The sequence below is a fragment of the Rhodococcus sp. P-2 genome, assembly GCF_016598535.1.
GTDB lineage: Bacteria > Actinomycetota > Actinomycetes > Mycobacteriales > Mycobacteriaceae > Rhodococcus_F > Rhodococcus_F baikonurensis.
The window spans coordinates 5,799,715-5,821,614 of sequence record NZ_CP066779.1; the positions used below are offsets into that span (position 1 = coordinate 5,799,715).

General features: G+C 61.0%; 19 protein-coding genes. 11 read left to right on the forward strand and 8 right to left on the reverse strand.

Annotation, left to right across the window (positions count from 1 at the left end):
* Positions 1–89 precede the first annotated feature (89 nt).
* On the reverse strand, positions 90–677 hold the full coding sequence (locus I7X09_RS27020; RefSeq protein ID WP_095970861.1) for a TetR/AcrR family transcriptional regulator: 588 nt from the start codon (positions 675–677) through the stop codon (positions 90–92).
* A gap of 176 nt (positions 678–853) precedes the next feature.
* Here I7X09_RS27020 and I7X09_RS27025 point away from each other — a divergent pair, with 176 nt between their 5' ends.
* On the forward strand, positions 854–1,726 hold the full coding sequence (locus I7X09_RS27025; protein ID WP_442800581.1) for a crotonase/enoyl-CoA hydratase family protein: 873 nt from the start codon (positions 854–856) through the stop codon (positions 1,724–1,726).
* A 42-nt stretch (positions 1,727–1,768) separates the two neighbouring features.
* Here I7X09_RS27025 and I7X09_RS27030 read toward each other — a convergent pair whose 3' ends face one another.
* Positions 1,769–2,773, reverse strand: coding sequence for an AraC family transcriptional regulator (locus I7X09_RS27030; protein WP_200314572.1), 1,005 nt, complete (start codon positions 2,771–2,773; stop codon positions 1,769–1,771).
* Between the two features lie 114 nt (positions 2,774–2,887).
* Here I7X09_RS27030 and I7X09_RS27035 point away from each other — a divergent pair, with 114 nt between their 5' ends.
* The 7 genes from I7X09_RS27035 (at position 2,888) to I7X09_RS27065 (ending at position 10,722) form a co-directional block, all read left to right on the forward strand.
* On the forward strand, positions 2,888–4,342 hold the full coding sequence (locus tag I7X09_RS27035) for an aldehyde dehydrogenase (protein ID WP_124568942.1): 1,455 nt from the start codon (positions 2,888–2,890) through the stop codon (positions 4,340–4,342).
* A gap of 13 nt (positions 4,343–4,355) precedes the next feature.
* Positions 4,356–5,147, forward strand: coding sequence for a maleylpyruvate isomerase N-terminal domain-containing protein (locus I7X09_RS27040; protein ID WP_200314574.1), 792 nt, complete (start codon positions 4,356–4,358; stop codon positions 5,145–5,147).
* 40 nt (positions 5,148–5,187) lie between these two features.
* Complete coding sequence (locus I7X09_RS27045; RefSeq protein WP_166810836.1) at positions 5,188–6,024, forward strand: SDR family oxidoreductase; 837 nt, start codon at positions 5,188–5,190, stop codon at positions 6,022–6,024.
* A 199-nt stretch (positions 6,025–6,223) separates the two neighbouring features.
* Positions 6,224–7,192, forward strand: a complete 969-nt coding sequence (locus I7X09_RS27050; RefSeq protein WP_200314576.1) for an NADPH:quinone oxidoreductase family protein — start codon at positions 6,224–6,226, stop codon at positions 7,190–7,192.
* Between the two features lie 57 nt (positions 7,193–7,249).
* Complete coding sequence (locus I7X09_RS27055) at positions 7,250–8,797, forward strand: acyl-CoA synthetase (protein ID WP_095970868.1); 1,548 nt, start codon at positions 7,250–7,252, stop codon at positions 8,795–8,797.
* Positions 8,794–9,888 (forward strand): CaiB/BaiF CoA transferase family protein, encoded by a 1,095-nt coding sequence (locus tag I7X09_RS27060; protein WP_200314578.1) that lies wholly within the window; start codon positions 8,794–8,796, stop codon positions 9,886–9,888. The genes I7X09_RS27055 and I7X09_RS27060 overlap by 4 nt, the downstream gene beginning before the upstream one ends.
* Positions 9,889–9,945: 57 nt before the next feature.
* Positions 9,946–10,722, forward strand: coding sequence for an enoyl-CoA hydratase (locus tag I7X09_RS27065; RefSeq protein ID WP_200314580.1), 777 nt, complete (start codon positions 9,946–9,948; stop codon positions 10,720–10,722).
* A 78-nt stretch (positions 10,723–10,800) separates the two neighbouring features.
* Here I7X09_RS27065 and I7X09_RS27070 read toward each other — a convergent pair whose 3' ends face one another.
* The 5 genes from I7X09_RS27070 to I7X09_RS27090 form a co-directional block, all read right to left on the reverse strand.
* Positions 10,801–11,952: an acyl-CoA dehydrogenase family protein gene (locus I7X09_RS27070; RefSeq protein ID WP_200314582.1), complete on the reverse strand. Its 1,152-nt coding sequence runs from the start codon at positions 11,950–11,952 to the stop codon at positions 10,801–10,803.
* A gap of 16 nt (positions 11,953–11,968) precedes the next feature.
* Complete coding sequence (locus I7X09_RS27075) at positions 11,969–12,952, reverse strand: NAD(P)H-dependent flavin oxidoreductase (RefSeq protein ID WP_166810833.1); 984 nt, start codon at positions 12,950–12,952, stop codon at positions 11,969–11,971.
* Positions 12,953–12,984: 32 nt separating this feature from the next.
* Positions 12,985–14,391: a 4-hydroxyphenylacetate 3-hydroxylase N-terminal domain-containing protein gene (locus I7X09_RS27080; RefSeq protein WP_124568933.1), complete on the reverse strand. Its 1,407-nt coding sequence runs from the start codon at positions 14,389–14,391 to the stop codon at positions 12,985–12,987.
* 118 nt (positions 14,392–14,509) lie between these two features.
* Complete coding sequence (locus tag I7X09_RS27085) at positions 14,510–15,949, reverse strand: aldehyde dehydrogenase (protein ID WP_200314584.1); 1,440 nt, start codon at positions 15,947–15,949, stop codon at positions 14,510–14,512.
* Positions 15,950–16,061: 112 nt separating this feature from the next.
* Positions 16,062–16,997: a helix-turn-helix domain-containing protein gene (locus I7X09_RS27090; RefSeq protein WP_200314586.1), complete on the reverse strand. Its 936-nt coding sequence runs from the start codon at positions 16,995–16,997 to the stop codon at positions 16,062–16,064.
* Positions 16,998–17,096: 99 nt separating this feature from the next.
* Between I7X09_RS27090 and I7X09_RS27095 the strand changes: the two genes are divergently transcribed.
* From I7X09_RS27095 to I7X09_RS27105, 3 genes are all read left to right on the forward strand, one after another.
* Positions 17,097–18,809 (forward strand): thiamine pyrophosphate-binding protein, encoded by a 1,713-nt coding sequence (locus I7X09_RS27095; RefSeq protein WP_200314588.1) that lies wholly within the window; start codon positions 17,097–17,099, stop codon positions 18,807–18,809.
* Positions 18,809–19,588, forward strand: coding sequence for an SDR family NAD(P)-dependent oxidoreductase (locus I7X09_RS27100; RefSeq protein ID WP_234036729.1), 780 nt, complete (start codon positions 18,809–18,811; stop codon positions 19,586–19,588). The genes I7X09_RS27095 and I7X09_RS27100 overlap by 1 nt, the downstream gene beginning before the upstream one ends.
* 91 nt (positions 19,589–19,679) lie before the next feature.
* Positions 19,680–21,218, forward strand: coding sequence for a long-chain-fatty-acid--CoA ligase (locus I7X09_RS27105; RefSeq protein WP_200314590.1), 1,539 nt, complete (start codon positions 19,680–19,682; stop codon positions 21,216–21,218).
* A 3-nt stretch (positions 21,219–21,221) separates the two neighbouring features.
* Here the strand turns inward: I7X09_RS27105 and I7X09_RS27110 are convergent, their stop codons facing one another.
* Positions 21,222–21,863, reverse strand: a complete 642-nt coding sequence (locus I7X09_RS27110; protein ID WP_200314592.1) for a TetR/AcrR family transcriptional regulator — start codon at positions 21,861–21,863, stop codon at positions 21,222–21,224.
* Positions 21,864–21,900 lie beyond the last annotated feature (37 nt).

Here is a 21,900-nt window from a genome sequence, read left to right on the forward strand (position 1 = left end):
TCGCACATCGACGGCATTTCGTGGCTTCGGCCCTGCGGCGTTGCAGCCCTACGTGCTTTCAGCCCTTCTCGGCGGAGGTGTCGCCCAGCTCAGCTTGATTCGACCATCGCGGTCGCCAATGCGCAGTAGCGAGACGCGATATCTTCCGCATTCATCGGTCCGTCGACGCGCCACCACACACAGACCTGCTGCCCCATGTTGATAATGGCGCGCACGGCATCCCGGGGAAATGGAGTGTGGAAAGTACCTTCTTCAATTCCGCGCTCGATGACGTCGCGAAACATGCTTTCCTGCTCGTCACGCAGGGTTACGACCAGACGGTGCCCCGATTCGTCCAAGCTGCGCAATTCGGTCGCTCCTACGAGGGCGTCTTCGCGCCTGGTCGTATGGAACATGACCCAAGCGCGGACGAGTGCTTGTAGTTGGTCTTTCGGATCGCCGCCGGAGCGCAGCAGTGCACTACGGGTCATGCTGTTGGCGTCGTGCAGCGCCCGAATCATGATTTCCTGAAGTATTTCCTGCTTCGATTTGAAATGGTGGTAGATGGACGCGACAGTGAGATCGGCGCCGGCGGAGATGTCTCGCATGGACGTCCCGTGATAGCCGCGCTCGTTCATGTTTCGGACAGCGGAATCGAGTATGAGTTGCCGGACAACGACAGTCTTCGCCCCACTCATTGTTCGGTTCCTTCTCATTTCCTCGGTGCCTGCGTCCTGCCCAGCTTAGAGCCGAACAGTCGCGGCACACACCTGATGGAAAGAAACCGCCTTGAACTGCGTATATGGGCAGAACTGGCGATTATCGTTCGCTAATCGCCACCAAGAGAAAAGAGGGACCTGTGGAAAACATATCGATGAGTATCGAAGACGGTATCGCCGTGATCACCCTTGATCGACCGGACAAGCTGAACGCATTCACCACGACGATGGAAAACGAGCTCATCGAAGCGTTCGACGCCACCGACGCGAACGACGCTGTGCGTGCGGTGATCCTGACGGGAGCGGGCCGTGCGTTCTGCGCGGGGGCAGATCTGTCCTCGGGAGCAGAGACGTTCTCCGAATGGAGCGCCGAGTCGAACGGAAATGGCGCGAACGGTGACGATTCACGTCGGGACGGCGTCGATCTACGTCGGGACGGTGGCGGACGCGTCGTCCTGCGGATGTTCGATTCATTGAAGCCGATCATTGCGGCCATCAACGGACCGGCCGTCGGCGTGGGCATCACCATGACTCTTGCGGCCGACTTTCGCTTGGCCGCCGACGACGCCAGGATGGGTTTCGTCTTCAATCGGCGAGGACTCGTGCCCGAGTCGTGTTCGTCGTGGTTGCTGCCGAAACTGGTTCCGCTCCAGCGAGCCCTCGACTGGATCTACTCCGGACGGATCTTCACTGCCGCGGAAGCATTTTCGGCCGGGTTGGTCTACCGACTGCATTCGCGCGAAGATCTTCTCGGGGAGGCGACGGCGCTCGCTCACAGCCTGACCCGTGACACCGCGCCGGTATCGGTTGCCCTGTCGCGTCAGATGGTCTGGCGCATGCTGGGAGTCGAACACCCCATGGTCGCGCATCGCGTCGAGAGCATCGGAATCAATGCTCGCGGTGCTCAGGCTGACGTTCGTGAAGGTATCGCGGCGTTTCTGGAAAAGCGAGAGGCGGTATTCCCCGACCGTTGCAGTGACGCGATGCCGGATCTGTTCTCGTCCCATCTCCCACGCCCCCGGTGGTGAGCCGCTACGACCTTCGAACCGTCGGCGTCGTGGCTCATGCGGTCAACCGCCGCGGCGGGTAAGTTCCCTCCGCTTCTTCAGGGGCGTTGTGGAGAACCAACGCTTACAGCTTCGAGTGAGGGTGCTCGGTTCGGAATAGCCGAGTTGGCGTGACACTTCGGAGAGGGACACGTCTCTGTTCGAGAGAAGACTGCGAGCGAGTTCGCGTCGTGAATCGTCGACTAGTGATTCGAACGCCTTGCCTTCCAACGCCAATCGTCTCTGCAGTGTTCGTGGGTGCAGCATCATCAAAGTCGCGACTTGCTTCAGCGTGGCTGCACCCGCAGGCAGGGAACGCACGATGACAGCCGACACCGCGTCGTGGAACGCCACATCCGGATCTCGACCTGCCATGAAACGCACGGCTAAGTCGTAGGCCATCGGATCCACCCGGGGGAGGTGGCGATGCATGACTCCGCGCGGAAAGGTCAACAGGTTCCGATCCGAGCTGAACTCGACAGAACAACCGAAAAACTCTACGTACCTGCGCAGTTCGGAGATACGTGGATGTTGAAACGAGATGTGCGTCGGATGGAAGTCCGGGCCCGCCATCATCCGGAAAGTCTGAAGCGTCACGCCCATCGCCAGTTCCACGACGTGGGACCGATACGGAAGTCGATGCAGCACGGTATCGATCCCGTAGGACACCTCGGTGTCGCCGACTGTCAGATCTACCGCCAACGCCGGGCTGTACACGTGCGCGTATCGGGCGACGTCGTGCAATGCATCTCCGATTGTCTCGGCACTGCGGGCCGCGATGGCGACCGGACCGAGAATGTCCGGGTCCTGTTTGCCGGCGAGTCTGAGTGCGAAGTCCGGCGCCTCCAACTCATCCGCACAGAGTCCGAGCAGTGTGGACAAGGCACTGAACGGCAAGAAGTGGTCGTACGCGCCGATGACGGCCGGATCGACGCCCACACGGTCGAGGAATTCGTACGGATCTCCGCCGAGTTCGGAGATCAACTCGGGCAGTCGTGTCAGCGACGAGGCGCTGATCAGATCGGCCATGTGTCGAAATGTAAATAAATTGGCGCATCATGTCAATTTTCTCGTCTGTTGGGCAGTGATGATCAACACAGGTTGGCTGGTTCAACGTCGAGCGCCATCCCTGGAGGAGCCACAATGACAACACTCACCGACCGCACTGCACTGTTCATCGACGGACTGTGGAGAGCGCCGGACACTTCCGAAATCATCCGAGTCGTATCACCTTTCACGGAGCAACAGATAGGCTCGTTCCCCGCATCCGTATCGACGGACGTCGACGCAGCTGTATCAGCGGCTCGAAAAGCATTGCGACGGAACGACTGGTCCGATCTTTCCCCTGTCGAACGTGCGCGTGTCATCCGCAGGTTCGCCGACGAACTCGAGAAACGATCCGAGGACCGCGCGGCGGCGGTCACTCACCAGAACGGCATGCCCATCGAGCTCGCCCGTTTCGCCGAGGGGGCCGCGCCCGTCCAACTTTTGCGCTATTACGCAGGCCTCGCCGAGTCGATGCCTACCGAAGAACGACGGGCCAGCCAACCGATGCCAGGTACGACAATCGTGCGACGCGAGCCGATCGGTGTCGTTGCTGCCATCGCGCCCTGGAACTTCCCGGCTGTGCTTTCGATGTTCAAGATCGCCCCGGCTCTTGCTGCGGGATGCACCGTCGTTCTGAAACCCTCTCCCGAAACCACCTTGGACTCCTACATATTGGCCGAGGCCGCCATTGCGGCAGAACTCCCCGAGGGTGTCATCAACATCGTGACTGGCGGACCGGAGATCGGTCAGTATCTCGTGTCGCATCCCGGGATCGACAAGGTCGCGTTCACGGGATCCACTGCGGCCGGTCGACACATCGGTACGGTGTGCGGCGGAATGCTTCGCCCCGTTACTTTGGAATTGGGTGGCAAGTCGGCGGCCCTGGTCCTCGACGACGCGGATGTCGAGGAGACGGTAACCGGTCTGGCAACTGCATCCCTGCTCAACAGTGGGCAGACGTGTTATATGTCGACTCGAATCTTGGTTCCCCGCAGCCGTAGTCGGACGTACGTCGACGCCATCACCGCGATGGCGGAGGGTCTGCAGGTCGGCGATCCGATGGAACCGTCGACGTTCGTCGGCCCGTTGGTGAGCGCGAGGCAACAGGACCGTGTGCTGTCCTTGATCGACCAGGGACGCTCGGAAGGCGGAACTGTCACCACGGGTGGCGGACGCCCCGCCGACCTCGACACCGGATTCTTCGTGCAGCCCACGGTGTTCGCCGATGTCGACAACGGCAGCACCATCGCACGGCAGGAAGTATTCGGGCCGGTGCTGTCAGTCATTTCATACGACGACGTCGATGAGGCTGTCGCGCTTGCCAACAACTCCGAGTACGGCCTCGGTGGGACTGTATGGACCTCCGACGAGGAACGCGGTATCGCAATTGCTCGACGCGTCGAGACAGGCTCGTTCGGTGTCAACACCTTCAACCTCGACTGGGGCTCACCGTTCGGTGGCGTCAAAGCCAGCGGCTTGGGTCGTGAACTCGGTCCCGAAGGGCTTGCGGCGTACCAGCAACTCAAATCCATTTTCCTCGCATCCTCGTAAGAATCGAGCCACCATGTCCGACGCAGGACTCGCCGGCGCTCGTGCGCTGGCAGAAAATACCGTGAAGATAGCCGAGCAATTCGGGACCACCGAATGGGAAGCGGACACTGCGTGCCACGGTTGGCGCGTCCACGACCTCATCGGTCACATGGCGTTCTTCTTCAACTTCATCGCCGACCCGGATCTGGTGTTCCCGTCGAACCCCAGTGGAAAGTCCGAGCGGCTCAACGACGCTGCCGTCCGCGAGCGTGCCGATCTACCGCACGAGCAGATCCTGGACTACTACCGGGAGCAATCCGAAGCGGGGCTCGCGACGTTGGCCGCGCTGCAGACAGAGGAGCTTCGCAACAACACACTCGAGATGCTCGACCTCGGGACTTATCGCCTGCATCAGCTCAGTGACGCGGTGTCGTTCGACCATCTCGTCCATTTGACGTCGGATCTTCTGGCGCCGTTCGGACCGATTCCTCACGGTGAGATCGACGTGGCGGCCGCAGTCGATCCGGCGATCGACTGGATGGTTGCTGGGCTCCCGCAGATGTGCGGCGAAGCTGTCGCCACCGCGTTGACATCGCCTGTGGCACTGCGCCTCAACGGCGCCACCGAGCGCACTTTCGTCATCTCTCATGGCGATGGGGGAGTGACCGTCACCGAATCTGACGACGTGCCGGAGAACGTCGCGACCACCCAGGCCACCGAATTTCTGCGGTGGGGGACCACCCGATCTGCATGGCGGTCTGCCGTCGAGGTCTCCGGCGACCGCAGGACCGTCGCCGCGGTCCTCGATGCCATCGACATCGTCTGACCCACACCGAATCCGAAAACCAGAACACGAGGAAACAGTTATGTCTCAGTACTTGCAGGACAAGGTCATTCTCATCACCGGTGCAGGGGGTGGGTTCGGTCAACTCATCGCCGAGAAGGTGGCTGCGCAGGGCGCCAAAGTCGTCGGCGTGGACATCAACGAGGCGGGCCTGAAGACTGTGTTCGACGGTATCGCGGCCGCGGGATTCACCGGCACCTACAAGGTTGCCGACGTCACCGACATGGATCAGGTCATCGCTGCGGCGCAGCACGGCATTTCGGAGTACGGGGCGCTCGACGTACTCGTCAACAATGCGGGCGTCATGCCTCTCGCATATTTCGCCGATCACGAACGTGCGTGGCAGAAGTGGCACAAGGCAATCGACATCAATATCAAGGGCGTCGTCAACGGAATCTCTGCGGTATACGACCAGATGATCGAGCAGGGTCGCGGTCAAGTCGTCAACATCTCGTCGATCTTCGGAAACGCCGGCGTCGACGGTTCCGGCGTCTACAGCGCAACTAAGGCTGCAGTCACCACGATCTCGGATTCACTGCGAATCGAAGCCAAGGGCAAGATCAAGGTGACGACTGTCAAGCCCACGGGTGTGACAGGAACGAACTTGGCGAGCTGGATCGTCAACGAGAACGCGATCCTCGGTCTCACCGGTCAACGTGCGGGTACCTACATGGAGAACGTCGGGCACCTGGCCGACGGCACCCTCAGCCCCGGGCAGAAGGATGTCGACTCCATCGAATACTGGCTGATCAAGCCCGACGACCTGGCCGACGCTGTCGTTCACATCATCGATCAACCGTGGGGTATCAGCATCAGTGACATAACCGTCCGCGCCAGCGGCGAGGATTACCTGTACTGAGTACCTGATCGAAAGCCGCGCTCTGCCGGTGTGGCTGCGCAAACCTCGCAGAAGACTGCAGTCCGGGACGTTCCGTGGTCGAGCGCCATTGCCATGGCATTGCCTGTCGTCGTAGAGTCTTACTTAACGATCGTTAAGCTGTTGCTGTGGAGGACTCCGTTTGCCGAGGAAGTCGCCGGAATCAGTCCGAGGAGTTTGAATGAAAGCAGTCCACTTGGTGGAGGCGACGGGGCCCGAAGGTTTGTCGTTGGTCGATGTCGACGAACCTGTCGATCCCGCACGGGTGGTAGTTGATTTGCACACCGCCGGCGTGAGTTTCCCTGATCTTCTCCAGACCACGGGCGGCTACCAAATGGTGCGCGAACTACCGTGCGTACCAGGGATTGAAGGTGCCGGTACCGTTCGGAGCGCGCCGCCAGGGTCAGGCTTCGTGCCCGGGCGGCGCGTGGCCGTGCTGACGACCGGGGAAGGCTCGTGGCAGCAGACCGTTGCGGTCGAGCCGTCCAATGTCTTCGCTCTTCCTGATGTGGTCTCGCTCTCGGCCGGTTCGGGATTTCTCCTGAATTATCTGACCGCGCACTTCGCCCTCGACGAACGTGCGCGATACCGTGCCGGCGAGACCGTCCTGATTCACGGCGCGGCCGGTGGGTTGGGTACTGCCGCGTTGCATGTCGCGTCTGCGCTCGGTCTGGAGACGGTCGCTGTCGTGAGTACGGGCGAGAAGGAGAAAATCGCCGCGGAGTCCGGGGCAACGCACGTCGTGTCGGTCGACGGGTGGAAGGAAGGCGTCCAACGGATTACGAATGGGCGCGGTGTCGACATCATTCTCGATCCGGTCGGTGGTGACCGCTTCACCGACAGCCTGCGCAGCCTTGCGCCGAACGGTCGCCTGGTCGTTTTGGGATTCACCGGCGGTGATATTCCCACGGTCAAGGTGAATCGACTTCTCCTGAAGAATATTTCGGTGACGGGTGCAGGATGGGGTGAATATCTGAAAACCGATCCCCGGTATCTACAGCGTCAATGGCAGGAGCTCTATCCCCTGCTCCGGTCGGGAGCTCTGAGGGTGCCTGAGCCCACCCTCTACCCCTTGGCGCGTGCTGCCGATGCACTGACGTCGTTGAGCGAGCGCACGGCGGTAGGAAAAGTCGCGCTTTCTCTCGAATGATCTCCACACGAACAACTTTGTGAACAAGACCTCAGCGAACGAACCTTGGAGTGAACCATGTATCCCGGAGCGTATGTTGCGACAAACCCGGACAAGGCCGCGGTGATCGTTGCCGAGACCGGTGAAGCGGTGACGTTCGCGCAACTGGAATCGAATTCGATTCGGATTGCGCGAGTTCTCCACGGACTCGGGTTGCGGCGGGGCGACAACCTGGCCGTACTCGCCACCAATAACGTTCAGGTCTTCGACATCTACTGGGCGGCTATGCGCTCCGGTGTCTACCTGACGATGGTGAACTGGCACCTGACCGCTCCGGAAGGTGCATATATCGTCGAGGACTGTGAGGCAAAGGTAGTCATCGTCGATGCTGCTCTGAGCGAACTGGCCGCGACATTGTCCGAACTCGTTCCCCGGCAGGTGACCAGGCTTTCCTTCGGCGGCCAACTCGACGGATACGACTCCCTCGACCGGGCGGCTGACATGGAGTCGGACGTCCCGCTCCCGGATCAGCCGCGCGGCGCCGACATGTTGTACTCGTCGGGAACCACCGGCCGTCCCAAGGGCATCAAGCCGGCTCTACCGAATCGTCAGATACAGGATCCAGGCGATCAGATGACGGCGATGAACCAAAGTGTTTGGGGTGTAACCGAAGACGACATCTATCTGTCCCCGGCGCCCCTCTATCATGCCGCTCCGCTCCGGACGTGCGCCTCGGTCCAGGCGCTGGGCGGAACCGTTGTGGTGATGAATCGGTTCGATCCGGAGAAGGCTCTGGAATACATCGAGCGTTATCGCATCACGTACAGCCAGTGGGTGCCGACAATGTTCGTGCGCCTGCTCAAACTGCCACAAGAAACGCGCGACCGTTACGACATGTCGTCTCTGCGACTCGCCGTCCACGCGGCCGCACCGTGTCCCGTCGATGTGAAGCGAAAGATGATCGATTGGTGGGGGCCGATTCTGGACGAGTACTACTCCTCGACGGAACTCAACGGCATGACCATCGTTCACTCGGACGAGTGGCTGCGAAAGCCGGGCACGGTGGGGCGGGCCGCCCTGGGAGTGCTCCACATATGCGGGGAGAACGGCGAAGATCTACCCCCCGGCGAGGTGGGTACGCTGTACTTCGAACGTGACGAGTTGCCATTCAACTATCACAATGCGCCCGAAAAGACCCAGGAGGCACAGCATCCCGCCCACCCGGCCTGGACGACTACGGGTGATGTCGGCTTCGTGGACGAGGAGGGTTACCTATTTCTGACCGACCGTAAGTCCTTCATGATCATCTCGGGCGGTGTGAACATTTATCCGCAGGAGATCGAGAACGTGCTGATCGAGCATTCCTCGGTATTGGACGCGGCGGTGATCGGGTTGCCCGACGACGAGATGGGGGAGATAGTGATGGCTGTCGTCCAGCCAGTCCCCGAAGCCGAAGCCGGCGATGCGCTTCGCGACGAACTGCTTTCTCATTTGCGCGCGCAGATCGCCAAGTACAAGCTGCCGAGGCGACTCGTGTTCAGTACGGATCTACCTCGAACTCCGACCGGGAAATTGGTCAAAGGAAAACTGCGCGATCGCTATTCAGGCAAGGTTTCCATCGGATGAGCGGCCCGTTGCACGGTGTTCGAGTGCTGGAACTCGCGGGGTTGGGTCCGGGGCCGCACGCTGCGATGATGCTTGCAGATCTCGGAGCGGACGTTGTTCGAGTCGAGCGTCCGTCTGGTGGACTCGAGATCTCGCCACGAGAGCAGGACCAACTTTTGCGTGGGAGACGGTCGGTGGAAGCCGACCTCAAGACCGAGTCAGGCCGAGAGTTGGTGAGGGCCCTCGTCTCGAAAGCCGATGTGTTCCTGGAAGGTTTTCGGCCCGGCGTGACCGAGCGGCTGGGTTTCGGCCCCGACGTGTGCACCGAACTCAACAGCCGGCTGATCTACGCACGTATGACGGGATGGGGTCAAGACGGCCCACTCGCGCAGCGGGCGGGACACGACATCACTTACCTGGCGCTGACCGGAGTCCTGCACGCTATCGGTCCGGCCGAGAAACCCACGGTTCCGCTGAACCTCGTCGGAGACTTCGGCGGTGGCTCCATGTTCTTGATCCTCGGAATCGTCTCTGCGTTGTACGAGCGAGAGCGTTCGGGCACAGGACAAGTGGTCGATGCCGCAATTGTCGACGGAACTTCGGTGTTGGCGCAGATGATGTGGTCGTTGCGAGGGAGCGGACAGTGGAGTGACTCACGTGCAACCAACCTCCTGGACGGTTCTACGCCGTTCTACGACACATACGAATGTTCGGACGGCAAGTTCGTAGCAGTCGGTGCCCTCGAACCGCAGTTCTACGCGGCGCTCCTCCAAGGCATGGATATCGCGCCGGAATCGTTGCCCGATCAGATGGATCGAAGTGGCTGGCCCACAATCCGAGAACGGTTCACAGAGGCGTTCTCGTCGCGCACGCGAGACGCCTGGGCAGCGCTGTTCGAATCGACGGACGCTTGTGTTGCTCCTGTCCTGAGCCCCGCCGAAGCCGCGTTGCACCCGCATCTTGCCCAGCGGGGAACTCTTGTCGAAGCCGACGGAATAGTGCAGGCGGCACCCGCGCCGCGGTTCTCCCGTTCCAGGACTGTGCAGCCGTCAGGTGCCCGGCCACCCGGGGTCGATACCACCGCCGTGACGAAGGATTGGCTGGACGACTGAGTGGCAGATCAACTTTTGTAGCACAACTCGATCGAGTCTGACTGACAAGGAATTTCAATGACCGAAACGCGACCGGATGTCTACGCGAGCCGAGACGGCGGAGTGCTCCGCATAGTCGTCAACAGGCCAGCGCGAATGAACGCGTTGACTACCGAAACCCTGGAGAGTCTTGCCACGATCTTCGTCGAGCACGCACAATCCTCGGATGTGCGGGTGGCGGTTCTCGAAGGAGAGGGCAAGGCCTTTTGCACGGGCGCGGACCTCGCGGACGTGACGTTGTCCGGTCCGCCGTCGGCGGACACGATCGATGCCGCCAATGCCTTGGTGCAGACCATTCGAGAGTTTCCGTTTCCGGTGGTCGCTGCGGTACGAGGCCCTGCGGCAGGTGTGGGTGTTTCGCTGGCTTTGGCGTGCGACCTCGTGCTCGCAGCGGAGTCGAGTTACTTTCTGCTCGCGTTCACAAAGGTGGGATTGATGCCGGACGGTGGAGCCACCGCACTGGTGGCAGCGTCGATCGGTCGCGCGCGCGCCATGCGCATGGCACTGCTGGCCGAAAGATTATCCGCTCGAGATGCTTTCGACTGCGGCCTGGTCTCACACGTGTGCGAGGACGACGCTTTCGCGGTGGAGTTGGCAGACCTGACGCACCGATTGGTCGCCGGGTCGTCCCCTGCATTTCGGTTTACCAAGAAGGCGATCAACGACGCTACGCTCACCGAACTCGGTGATGCGTTCACACGCGAGCGCTCAGGCCAGATCGACCTGTTGGGCAGTGGTGATTTCGCCGAAGGTGTTGCGGCGTTTCAGGAAAAGCGCGCAGCAGTCTTCGGATAGACGAAGCGAGAACGGTGCTTACAATGACCGTGGTCCCGAACACAGGATGTTCGGGACCACGGTCGTTCTCGGTGCTGATCAACCCTTCGCGATGTCGCGGCCGATTATCTCCTTCATGATTTCGGTGGTTCCGCCGTAGATGGTCTGGATTCGGCTGTCTACGTAGGCCCGGGCGATCGGATACTCCATCATGTAGCCGTATCCGCCGTGTAGTTGTACGCAACGATCCACGACGCGCTTCTGAAGTTCGCTGGCCCACCACTTCGCCTGTGCCGCTTCGACTGCTGACAGCTGGTCGTCGTTGATGGCCAGGACTGCGTTGTCGACGTATGCCTGTGTCACGTCGATCTCGGTCAGCATCTCGGCGAGGGCGAATCGAGTGTTCTGGAAGTCGCCGATCGGCTTTCCGAAGGCGGTGCGGTCGAACGCGTAGCCTTTGGTCCATTCGTAGGCCGCACGCGCGCAACTGATTGCGCTCACTGCGATCGACAGGCGCTCACGGGGAAGGCGCTCCATGAGATGAATGAGGCCTCCACCCTCCTCGCCCAGGAGGTTGCCTGCCGGGACTCTCACATTGTCGAACGACAACTCGGCTGTGTCCTGACCCGCGAGCCCCACCTTGTGGAGTTTGCGACCGCGGGTGAATCCGTCCATCCCACGTTCGACCACGAGGAGGCTGAATCCCCGCGACCCGGCTTCGGGATCGGTCCGCGCTGCAACGATGACGATGTCGGCGTGAATACCGCTGGTGATGAAGGTCTTCTGTCCGTTCAAGATCCAGTCGTCGCCATCTCGAACAGCCGAGGTCTTGATGCCTTGCAGATCGCTGCCGGTACCCGGCTCGGTCATCGCGATGGCGCAGATGAGTTCGCCGGCAGCCATACCCGGTAGCCAACGTGCCTTCTGCTCGTCTGTGCCGAGGTCGGCGATGTACGGAATGACGATGTCGTCCTGAAGTCCGAGTCCGGCGCCGAACGAGGTGGTACCGGTACGGGCGATCTCTTCGGCGACCACATACCGGTACCGGTAGTCGAGTTCACCCGAGCCTCCGTATTGTTCGGGGACGGCCAGACCGACGATACCCATCTTGCCGGCGGCGAGCCACGCCGATCGGTCGACGAGCCTGGCTTCTTCCCAGCTGTCGTAGTGAGGCATGATCTCGCGGGCAATGAACTCGCGCACGGTCTCTCGGTAGGCATCGTGGTCGGCTGTGAACAGTGTTCGACGCATGGGTTGCTCTCCTGTCCTAGACGGAAACGCGTTCGGTCATCGAACGCAAGCGTGCCCCGATGATGTCCTCTGCTTCGGACACCATGCGCTGGACCAACTCGTCTACGGTGGGGATGTCGTGGATCAGTCCCTGTGATGTGCCGACCGTCCAGATGCCGGCGTCGGGATCACCGGTTTCGTAGACGGTTCGCCCTCGCGCTCCTGCTACCAGGTCGCGCACATCCTCGAATTGCCCGCCGCGGGAGAGTATCTCGACAACCTCTCGGCTGACGGTGTTGCTTGCCACGCGTGCAGTGTTGCGGAGTGGTCGGAAGATCAGTTCGGTCTGTGTTTCGTCTGCGGCGACTATCGCTTCTTTGATGTTCTGGTGGATCGGAGACTCGGTGGTGCACATGAATCGTGTACCCATGTTGATGCCGTCTGCTCCGAGTGCCAGCGCGGCGACCAGACCGCGTGCATCGGCGAAGCCGCCGGAAGCGATCATGGGTATCGAAATCTTCTCTGCGGCAGCTGGAATCAAGACCAAGCCTGCGACATCGTCCTCCCCTGGATGGCCGGCGCACTCGAATCCGTCGATACTGATTCCGTCGACACCGAGATCCTGTGCCTTCACCGCATGCCTGACTGTTGTGCACTTGTGGAGCACTTTGATTCCGGCGTCATGGAAGATCGGCAGGTGAGGTGCGGGATTGGAACCTGCGGTCTCGACGATCTTCACGCCTGAGTCGACGATCACCTGGCGGTACTCGTCGTACGGCGGTGGCGTGATCGACGGCAGAATTGTGAGGTTGACGCCGAACGGTTGGTCGGTCAGGTCGCGGCATCGGGCGATTTCGTTCGCCAGGTCGGCCGGCGTCGGCTGCGTGAGTGCGGTGATGAATCCCAAGGCGCCGGCATTGGCAACGGCTGCGACGAGTTCTGCTCTGCCGACCCACTGCATTCCACCTTGGACGATGGGGTGGCGAACGCCGAACGTTTCCGTGAATGCTGTCGAGATCATGAAAATCCTTGTTGTTCTCTCGGGACGAATGGTCAGAGGTGGGCGATTCCGGCGAGGTCGCTGACGTATTCGCGTGCCCTCGTCGGATCGAAGGAGCGTGAGATCTGCAGTTTCTCGGCCTCGAGCGATCCTTCTGCGTGCGTAGCCAGGACTGACTGGTATCCGCCGTAGTCGCGGGCGGTCAGATCCGCAATGAAGTTCAACAGACGGAGACGCTTTTCGGCAGGAACTGCTGCAGCGTAGTATTTTTCGAGAACTGCACGAATTTCGGGATTGTCCCAGTCTTCACCGCCGGGGCCGGTGGCGAGGAGGCCACCTGAGAGATCGGTGAGGATGGCGACCGCGTTGTGGAATCCATGTGCGAAGTGGTATTTGGCCATATTGACGGCAAGCGGATCTGGTTGCCGGACACCGTGTGCTCCTGGCTTCGATCGAACGGCGGCGAGTTGAGCCAGTCCACGGACGGTCTCGCTCCAGGTGATCAGTTCGGTGATCTTGCCCTTTACATGGCCTGCCTTGCTGATGCCGTTGGCCTCGGCGATCAGTGAAGCTGCTCCGACCATGATGTCGAGTAGGGGCAACTTGTAGTTGATGGCGGTGAAGCGGTGGTAATCGACAAACGCCAGCGCGAGTGGCCCGGCAAGTTCGGGTTGACGGTTGAGGAAGACTCGATTCTTCGGTACTCGGACATCGTTGAAGACGGTGAGCGATTCGAGGAGTTTGTGTTTCGTGGAGATCGGAAATTCGAAGGAGTTGCGTTCTCCGGCAGCGTAGGGAGAGACGTACAGTTCGAGACCTGGTGTGTCGATCGGGATGGCGAAGGACACTGCGTAATCGGCGTCTTCGGGGCCCATCGCGCGGGTGGGCAGCACGATCAACTCGTCGGCGTTGGCGGAGAACGAAGTGTGGCACTTCGCGCCGCGCACGGTGATGGAGTCGGCGTCCTCGTCGACGATGTGCAGGTAGAGGTCTGGGTCTGCCTGTTGGCGCGGTCCAAGTGACCGGTCACCCTTGACGTCGGTTTGCGCGACGGCGAGTGCGAGATCGCCGTCGCAGACCCGCTTGTAGAAAGCGCGCGCATTCTCGAGACCTTCACCCGTGGTTGCACGCAGAAGGGCGAACAACGCATCGCTGCCCACCTCTTTGAGGACGATGGTTCCGCCGCCGCGTCGCGATACTTCCTCGATCAGGGCGCCGCGCCGAATCAGATCGTCCGCAGATGTCGGCGCCACGTAGAACGCGCTGACTGGGTCACCGTCGACATCGGTGACCGCGAGGTCGGGTCGGTCGTCGGCGATGTCGTAGCACAATGCCGAATGATCGACTGCGAGAGTCAGTTCGGGTTCGGCGTAGACATCGGAAATCTTCTTGCCTCGGTAGAAGACTCGACGATCGTCGCTGAGCCCTTTTCGGTACTGGTCACTGGATCGCACGGCCACTGGATACTTCCTTGATCTTCTGTCGCGGTTACTGCACTGAACCTAGCTTAACGATCGTTAAGTAAGTGCGCAATCGTGTGCTCGACGATTTCCGGCGACTCATGGTGCAGGTGACGAATCAGGCCGTGGTGAAGATCGATTTGGTCTGGAAGTAGGCGGCCAGGCCTTCCGGTCCGAGCTCGCGACCGATCCCGCTCGCCTTGGTGCCTCCGAACGGTGCTCCGAAATCGAGTGTGTAGCCGTTGATCCCGAACGAACCGGTATCGACTGAGCGGGCTATTTCCAACCCGCGATCGAAGTCGGCAGTCCACACGGTTCCACCGAGGCCGTACTCGGAATCGTTGGCGATTGCGATGGCCTGTACCTCGTCGGTGTATGGAATGACAGAGAGGACGGGGCCGAAGATCTCTTCGGTTGCAATCGTGTGGTTCGCGGAGACGTTACCGAAAACGGTTGGCTCCAGGAACCATCCGCGCTTGAGTGTGCGCGGTCGTGATCCGCCGGTCGTGATCCGTGCGCCTTCCGCAGTGCCCGTGGCGATGAAGGACTCGACACGTTCGCGCTGCCCGGCGCTCACGAGAGGGCCGATGAAGGTGGTGGGGTCCAACGAGTCGCCCACCGGTAGCGACTCGACCATTGCGGTGACGGCATCGAGCACCTCCTCGTAGCGTCCTTCGGGCGCGAGAATTCTTGTCGAGGCGTAGCAGGTCTGGCCGGTGTTGATCAACGATGCCGTCGCCAAACCTGCCATCGTCGCGTCGAGGTCCGCATCGTCGAGAATGACTGCGGCGGACTTGCCGCCGAGCTCCAGCGATACCGGTCGCAGTAGTTGCCCGCAGGTTGCTCCGATGTGTCGCCCTGCAGGTGTGGAGCCGGTGAAGGCGACCTTGTGCACGCCCGGATGAGCGACGAGGTACTTGCCGATGTCGGGTCCTCCGGTGACGATGTTGAGAACACCGGCAGGAAGGTCGGCCTCCATTGCGGCCTCGGCCAGGACGAACGCGTCGAGCACGGTCTCGGGCGACGGCTTCAGTACAACGGTGCATCCTGATGCGAGCGCGGGGGCGATTTTCATCATTGCGAGAAGCGAGGGGAAGTTCCACGGTGCAATCGCGGCGACAACACCGATCGGCTCTTTCCGAACAATGGTGGTTCCCGTTCCGGCCAGCGCGTTACGGTGTTCTTCGAGCTCGGTCGTGCGGGCAAGCGCGGCGTAATAGCTCAAAAGCCCTGAAGGTCCTTGTCCTTCGGCAACAGTGGAGATCGAGATCGGCATTCCGTTCTGCTGGCTGACCAATCGAGCTGTGAGATCCGCGCGACGCCCCAGGGCCGCGGCAAATCGATCCAAGGCGTCGGCTCGGTCGGCAGGCGCGAGTCGCGACCACGTCCGGAAGGCTCGGCCCGCCGCCGCGACGGCAGTATCGACGTCGTTGGGTGCGCTGTCCGGCACACTGCCGATCTTCTCCTCTGTGCTGGCCGAGTGCACCGAGATGGCGTCCGGCGTCGTCGGTGATTGCCAGGTTCCGTCGATGTAAAGGGCGGAGTGAGTCAGAGTCATGGAGGCTCCTTGCGGCCGAAGGGTGTGCGGGGATCGGGGTGGTCACGGGACGTAGGCGGACCGCCACGCTCATAGACTTAGCGATCGTTATATAAGCGATAGGATTTACAAGCTATGTTGCTCCGTCTGCGGATGTCAATGGTCGAGGTGTTCGGCCGTGCATGAGAGTGGTGACCCGATCGGCGGCTTCCCGCACGAGTTTGCCCAGTTCGGCGATCCGCTCCCCGGTCAGTGGTGACGGGGCATCGACCAGGCAGAGGATCAGTGCCGGTGTCGAGTCCTGGGCGAAGGCGACGGCATTGACGGACAGCAGTTGATAATTGGCGTCGAGGTCGAGTGTTCCGACCGCGACATCCGCAGACAGAAGACGTCGTGCTTCTCTCAGTGCGAGTGCGGCCCTCTGGCCGCCGACTCCCGGCCCGCGCATCTCGGTGACGGCGTCGGAAATTGAACGTTCTTGTTGGCGAAGGCATTCCACGGCGAAACCGCGCTCTCGAATGGCCATGAGGATCGGCTCGTACTCCGACCGTAGAAGTGTGGCCTCCGTGTCCAATGCTTCCTTGCCGAGGAGAAACCATTCGTGAAGGTCGTCCTCGTCGAACCATGCGGCAAGGCCTGCCCCCAGTGGAGGTGCCATCAGTACATTGTCGCCGATGCGCAAGCCGAGAGTTCCGCTGCGTTTGGAGATCGGTTGAATTGCCTCGGCGACAACGAGGTCGGCGCCGGATCGGATGAATCCGAGACAGGCCAGTTCGGATGTGTCGGCCAGCTCTTGCATGACGGTACGGGAAAGATCGACGACATCGATTGCGCGGGAGGCGGCTTGGCCGATGGGAACTAGTGCCGGGCCGAGTTGGTAGGTCTTGCGGATCGGGTGACGTACGAGCCAGCCGGCCTCGGTGAGAGCGACGACCATGGGGTAGCAGGTTGCCTTTGCGACGCCGAGGTGTCGTGCGATGTCGGCGAGGCTCCGCCCCGTCGTGGGGTCGGATGCCAGCAGTTCGGTCAACATGACGATTCGATCGGTTTGGGGGGAATTTCGTGCCATGTGTTCGCATAATGCCACTCTGGCGTCGCACTGTGACCCACGATACAGTGAAATGACTTAGCGATCGTTAATCAAGCAACGAGATTCGGAAGGAAATACATGATTGTCAACGGTGGCGAACTACTGGCCAGGGCACTAGCCGAAGCGGGCACTACCGAGGTCTTCACCCTCCATGGAGGGCATTTGGATGCTTTCCTCGTAGCTTGTCGGCGACATGGCATTCGGCTCACCGACACCCGACACGAAGCCACCGCGGGACACGCTGCGGATGCATACGCGCGGGTGACGGGCAATTACGGCGTTTGTGTGGTCACCTCCGGCCCAGGCTTCACCAATGTCTACACCGCGCTGACCAATGCACTCCTCGATCGCACTCCGACTGTCTTCGTCGTCGGTGCTCCGCCGATGCGCGAGACCGAGACGAATCCGCTTCAGGGTGGTTTCGATCAGATTGCCGCGGCCGTTCCAGTGACCAAGTGGGCATATCGCATCACCGATCCGGCGCGCGTTCCCGAGATAGTTGCTCTGGCAATTCGTAAGGCGACGACCGGAATTCCGGGGCCCGTGTTGCTGGAAGTGCCGATCGACGTGATGTTCGGTGAAGCCGACGAGGACACCGTGAGGTTTCCGGTGAACTACACCCTGAGTGCGAGGTCGGGTCCGACTGCCGCGGCGGTCGAGGCCGCTCTCGATCTGCTCGGTGAAGCGACGAACCCCGCTATTGTGATCGGCGGCGGCGTCACTTTCTCCCACGCGAGCGAGGCACTTGTGGCGTTCGCGGAAACGGTGGACGTGCCGGTGTTCTACCCCGGGAAGTCCGATGGAGCAGTACCCGCAAGCCATCGACTCGCCGGCGGCGGGTTGCTGGCAATCGGTTCATTGCCTGCCCTCGGGCAGCCGACGCCCGACGTGGTGTTCGTTGTCGGGGCCCGCGCCGGAATGTTCACCGGCGGACGCACCAGTTTGTTCCCCGGTGCGCGGTTGGTTCAGATCGACGTCGACGCGTCCGAAATCGGACGTATGCAGGATGTGGACGTTCCGATACTTGCCGACTGTCGAGAAGCACTAATCGGGTTGAAAACTGCTGCTGAGCAACGTCAATGGCCCGATTGGAGCGCCTGGGTCGATGCCGCCACCAGTGCGAAACACGCGCACCGGCATGGTTTCGAGGACCAAGCGACGGAAAGCGGTAAGGCGCATCCGTACTTTGCAGCGCGCGCGATCGTCGAAGCCTGCCCGCCTGGTACGACTTTCGTGATGGACGGTGCCGAGGCCCCGTCGTGGGGTGAATTCTTCACGACCACCGAAGTAGTTGGTGGTGTCTTGAGGCTCGGCTACCTCGGGTGTCTGGGTGTCGGGCCGGGTTTCGCAATCGGCGCACATCGAGCACGACCGGAATCACCGGTCGTACTCATTACGGGTGACGGCGCCGCAGGATTCCACATCCAGGAATTCGACACGATGGCCCGTCACGGAATACCGGTTGTGACAGTGATATTCAACAATGCAGTGTGGGGGATGTCGATCCACGGCCAGGAAGCGGTGTACGGGGACGAAGGAATTGTCGTGTCCGAACTCGCAGACAGTGCATACGAGAAAGTTGCCGAGGCCTTTGGTGGATATGGTGAGCGTGTGAAGGACGTCGCCTCCATTGCCGACGCTATGAAACGTGCGTTCGACGCGGGGGTTCCTGCATGTATCAACGTCGAGGTGGACCCGCACGTGGTCCACCCCATCACGACGATGATGCTGGGCGACGTCACGAGTACGGACGAAATCGTTGTCCCGTACTACGAGAACATTCCTCGCTGATGCCCGGGCGAATGGAAGGTGCGGTAGCCGTCGTCATCGGCGGAGCCTCCGGTATCGGTTGGGCAACAGCGCAATTGCTGGCCGCTGGAGGGGTGATCGTCGTGATCGGTGACATCGACGTCGAAGGCGGGCGGAAACGCGCCGTAGAACTCGGTGGGCGAGCTGAAGCAGTCCGGGTCGACGTCGTCGACGAAGAATCGGTCAAGGCGATATTCGAGGGGGCGAAGGCGCAGCACGGTCGGTTGGATATCGCGGTCAATTGTGCAGGGGTGAATCTGCCGGGCTTCATCACGGATTTGGAGGCGCAAACTTGGCAGCGAACCGTTGACATCTGTCTCACCGGAGGTTTCTTCGTGATCAAGCATGCTGCGCGTGCCATGACTGCCGGTGGATCGATCGTGTCGATCACCTCGCTGAACGCACGACAGGCAGCAGCAGGTTTTGCGGGATACTGCTCCGCGAAAGCGGGCCTCGCCATGCTCACCGAGGTGGCGGCACTCGAACTCGGAGACCGGGGGATACGCGTCAACGCGGTTTCGCCAGGTCTTGTCGAAACGCCTCTTGTCGAGGGTCTCACCGGTGTTCCGGCTATTCAGGCGGACTTCACGGAGAACACTCCGCTCGGCCGTAACGGGTTGCCTCGCGACGTTGCCGAAGCGGTGTTCTTCCTCGCCTCCGATGCTTCTTCGTGGATCACGGGTGAGGTTCTCGATGTCAACGGCGGTGCTCACTTGCGTCGGTACCCGGACGTGATGAAACACATCGAGGCGATGCAATAGCTCGTCGAGAGTTCGTCGGTTAGACAGCGCTCGGGCGTCGTGCACACGCCTGGGCGGGAAGTTACGTCCAATCCAGAAGGGGCTTTTCACGATGTGCTCACAATATCGCCTTGGCGATGAGTCTCGACGCCACGCTGCTGCACGACCGGACGCCCTCGCGTTGACAGGTCGAGACGGGTCGATGACGTTTGCCGAGCTCGACCTCCGTACCAGTCGGCTGGCCAACGTTCTTCTCGACCTGGGTTGTAGCTCGGGAACCAGGGTGGCCGTGGTGGACAGAAGCTCGACTCAAGTCGTCGAGATCGTACTTGCGGCAGCAAAGATCGGGGCAGTGGCAATCCCGATCAATTGGCGGTTGTCCGGCGCCGAGGTTGCCGAGGTGCTCGCCGACGCGGACGCTCGGGTGTTGTTCTTCCACAGTGAATTCGAGGGCGTGGTGTCGGCGGTGCAGGCATCGGGAGTCACGAAGCTGCGCGTTGTGAAGATCGACGGTTCCGAGGAGTTCGACTACGAAGCTCGATCGGCAGGCGCAAGTTCGGTCGATCCGGGATGGCGCGGAAGCCTGGACGACGTTGTACTGCAACTGTATACATCCGGAACCACGGCAAAACCCAAAGGCGTTCTCACGTCCAACAGGAACCTGGAAGCATGCACGCGAACCGGTGGGCCATGGGGATTCGACGAATCCTCGGTCAGCTTGTGTGCGATGCCACTGTTCCACGTCGGCGGATTGGGTTGGGTACTCGTGGGACTCGCGAATGGAGCCCACAACGTCGTTCTCCCGGAATTCACACCTGACGGTCTGTTGGAAGTAATGGAAGGGATGAGTATCACCAATACCTTCCTCGTGCCTTCCGTCATCGGGATGCTGGTCGACGTGCCAGGTGCGCGAGAGCGCAATTTCGCAACTCTCCGATCCATCGCCTACGGTTCTTCCCCGATCACACCGTCGGTCTTGAAGCGAGCTCTCGAGACGTTCCGCACGCCCCTGTTCCAGGTCTACGGGCTGACCGAAACGCATGGAGCAGTAACGCAACTCGATTCTTGTGACCATGCAGTGGACGGCGAGAACGTCGGACTGCTGCGCTCGGTGGGAAAACCGTACCCCTGGGTGGAACTGAAGGTGATGTCACCGGAAGGCGAGGAAGTTGCGATCGGCGAGGCCGGCGAGATCTACGTCAGGTCTCCTCAAACGACCGAAGGCTACTACCGACGTCCGGAAGAGACTGCCGCTGCGATAGATGCCGACGGGTGGTTCCATACCGGCGACGTGGGACGGGTCGACAGCGAGGGCTACGTCTACATCACCGATCGGATGAAGGACATGATCATCACGGGTGGAGAGAACGTCTATCCCATCGAAGTCGAATCGGTCATCGCCGATTATCCGGGAGTATCCCAAGTCGCCGTCATCGGAGTGGAGGATCCATTGTGGGGCGAGGCGGTCAAAGCCGTCGTAGTTGCTGCTGCAGGACATCAACTCGATACCGACGTGATTTCAGGTTTCGTCCGAAGCCGACTTGCCGGTTACAAGTGCCCCAAGTCCATCGAGATAGTCACCGAACTCCCGTTGGGCGCTACGGGCAAGATCCTCAAGCGTGAACTTCGGGCGCGATACACGACGGTGTGAGAATCAACGTGCACGCTTGCGGCTGGGTTTGCATCCAACCGTGTTCAGTGCGATCACGGCGTACTTCTGAGCCACCTCTGCCGGGGTGAGTTCTCCCTCCGCGTGATACCAACGCGGAATCGACTGGCACATCGCGAGCAGCGCGCGCGTGGTCTCGGGTATGTCCGCCACCGAGAAGACGCCTCGTTCCGCGCCTTCCGTCACGATGCCCAGTACCAGTTCCTCGACACCCTTTCGTACGACGCGGTATCGCTGGCGGTTTTCGGGGCTGAGGTACCGCACCTCGCCCTCGAGAGCCGCAAGGCGTGACCGGGTGGTCATGCGAAGGACGATCGCTTCGACGACATTGGTGAGCTGTTGCCGGGGGTCGTCTCCACCGTCGGCGTAGGCGGTGTGTGCTCGTGCGAGCACGTCGCTGGTCGAAACTTCCAGGAGAGCAAGAAGAATCCCTTCCTTGCTCTGGTGGTGGTAGTAGAGAGCGGGAATAGTGACACCGACACGACGCGCGATCTCGCGTACCGACGTTCCGTGGAATCCGTTGTCGTAGAATCCTTCGAGGGCGGCTTCCAGGATAGGAGTCAGCTCGAGCGGCTCGATCCGTCGCCAACTGGCTGTGGCGTCCTTCGCCGAATCTTTCGTGGCCATACAGGGTCCCCTAGCTATCGCTCGATAATGCTCGGGG

Excerpts from the sequence above, each read along its gene's own strand:
- I7X09_RS27050 (WP_200314576.1), top strand. The coding sequence starts at position 6,224 with ATGAAAGCAGTCCACTTGGTGGAGGCGACGGGGCCCGAAGGTTTGTCG.
- I7X09_RS27035 (WP_124568942.1), top strand. The coding sequence starts at position 2,888 with ATGACAACACTCACCGACCGCACTGCACTGTTCATCGACGGACTGTGG.
- I7X09_RS27030 (WP_200314572.1), bottom strand. The coding sequence starts at position 2,773 with ATGGCCGATCTGATCAGCGCCTCGTCGCTGACACGACTGCCCGAGTTG.
- I7X09_RS27110 (WP_200314592.1), bottom strand. The coding sequence starts at position 21,863 with ATGGCCACGAAAGATTCGGCGAAGGACGCCACAGCCAGTTGGCGACGG.
- I7X09_RS27060 (WP_200314578.1), top strand. The coding sequence starts at position 8,794 with ATGAGCGGCCCGTTGCACGGTGTTCGAGTGCTGGAACTCGCGGGGTTG.
- I7X09_RS27070 (WP_200314582.1), bottom strand. The coding sequence starts at position 11,952 with ATGCGTCGAACACTGTTCACAGCCGACCACGATGCCTACCGAGAGACC.
- I7X09_RS27085 (WP_200314584.1), bottom strand. The coding sequence starts at position 15,949 with ATGACTCTGACTCACTCCGCCCTTTACATCGACGGAACCTGGCAATCA.
- I7X09_RS27065 (WP_200314580.1), top strand. The coding sequence starts at position 9,946 with ATGACCGAAACGCGACCGGATGTCTACGCGAGCCGAGACGGCGGAGTG.
- I7X09_RS27090 (WP_200314586.1), bottom strand. The coding sequence starts at position 16,997 with ATGGCACGAAATTCCCCCCAAACCGATCGAATCGTCATGTTGACCGAA.
- I7X09_RS27055 (WP_095970868.1), top strand. The coding sequence starts at position 7,250 with ATGTATCCCGGAGCGTATGTTGCGACAAACCCGGACAAGGCCGCGGTG.
- I7X09_RS27105 (WP_200314590.1), top strand. The coding sequence starts at position 19,680 with ATGTGCTCACAATATCGCCTTGGCGATGAGTCTCGACGCCACGCTGCT.
- I7X09_RS27025 (WP_442800581.1), top strand. The coding sequence starts at position 854 with ATGAGTATCGAAGACGGTATCGCCGTGATCACCCTTGATCGACCGGAC.
- I7X09_RS27075 (WP_166810833.1), bottom strand. The coding sequence starts at position 12,952 with ATGATCTCGACAGCATTCACGGAAACGTTCGGCGTTCGCCACCCCATC.
- I7X09_RS27040 (WP_200314574.1), top strand. The coding sequence starts at position 4,356 with ATGTCCGACGCAGGACTCGCCGGCGCTCGTGCGCTGGCAGAAAATACC.
- I7X09_RS27100 (WP_234036729.1), top strand. The coding sequence starts at position 18,809 with ATGCCCGGGCGAATGGAAGGTGCGGTAGCCGTCGTCATCGGCGGAGCC.
- I7X09_RS27095 (WP_200314588.1), top strand. The coding sequence starts at position 17,097 with ATGATTGTCAACGGTGGCGAACTACTGGCCAGGGCACTAGCCGAAGCG.
- I7X09_RS27020 (WP_095970861.1), bottom strand. The coding sequence starts at position 677 with ATGAGTGGGGCGAAGACTGTCGTTGTCCGGCAACTCATACTCGATTCC.
- I7X09_RS27045 (WP_166810836.1), top strand. The coding sequence starts at position 5,188 with ATGTCTCAGTACTTGCAGGACAAGGTCATTCTCATCACCGGTGCAGGG.